The sequence below is a fragment of the Romboutsia weinsteinii genome (assembly GCF_002250835.2).
GTDB classification, from domain to species: Bacteria; Bacillota; Clostridia; order Peptostreptococcales; family Peptostreptococcaceae; genus Romboutsia_A; species Romboutsia_A weinsteinii.
This window is the reverse complement of sequence record NZ_NOJY02000150.1, coordinates 1-831: the sequence shown is the minus strand read 5'-3', so window position 1 is coordinate 831 and position 831 is coordinate 1. Positions and strand designations below refer to the sequence as shown.

Below are 831 nucleotides of genomic sequence, written 5' to 3'. Positions count from 1 at the left end.
CAATACATGATACAGTTCATGAAATGTGTAAAGATGAAGCTAGACATGGTAAAGCGTTCTTAGGATTATTAGAAAGACACTTTGGAAAGCAAGCATAATATAAGATAACAAAGCCCCCGGCCTATACTGGTCAGGGGCTTTACTATTTTATTTCCTAAAGTCAAGCATATCCAATTCATTTAAGTAATCTTCTTGTTGAATAATAAAATAATGTAAAAACAAAAATATTATACCTGCAAATAATAAAGCATAAATCATATAAATATCCCCCCTATAAATTTATATGCATCCTTTAAATAGTAGTATTATACAGTCTGATTATGATAAAGTAGTTCTAATTACATAAGATGAAATTCTTTAGAATAACCAAGGTGAAGATAAATTACTTATTTTAATGAGTTCAATTATTTCTCATAAAATCCCTTTCTAGACTTATACAAAAGTTTCAACATAATAAAACAATTAATATATTTATAAATATATTAAACAAAAATAAATATTTTATAAAAAATGTTTGAGGTTATTGGTGTCGGGTATATATTTATCATAATAAAAAATAACAATTTAAAAATAACAACAATGATATTAATAAGATTAAAATAAATAAAATAATTGGGAGGAATAAGATTATGAAAAAATTTGTTTGTACAGTATGTGGATATATACATGAAGGGGATGTTGCTCCAGAGCTATGTCCAGTATGTAAAGTAGGAGCTGAAAAGTTCGAAGAAATGTCAGGAGAAATGGTTTGGGCTGATGAGCATAGAATAGGGTCTGCAGCTGGTGTTGATGAAGAAATATTAGAAGGATTAAGAGCTAACTTTACTGGAG

At 27.4% G+C, this 831-nt stretch carries 1 protein-coding gene and 1 pseudogene; both read left to right on the top strand.

The window, feature by feature from the left end; translation table 11 throughout:
• Positions 1 to 98 (top strand): annotated as a pseudogene (locus tag CHL78_RS21550) (NADH peroxidase); the annotation flags it as partial.
• Positions 99 to 629: 531 nt separating this feature from the next.
• Positions 630 to 831 (top strand): rubredoxin-like domain-containing protein (locus tag CHL78_RS20315; protein ID WP_408638632.1); only part of this gene is annotated, 202 nt, incomplete at its 3' end.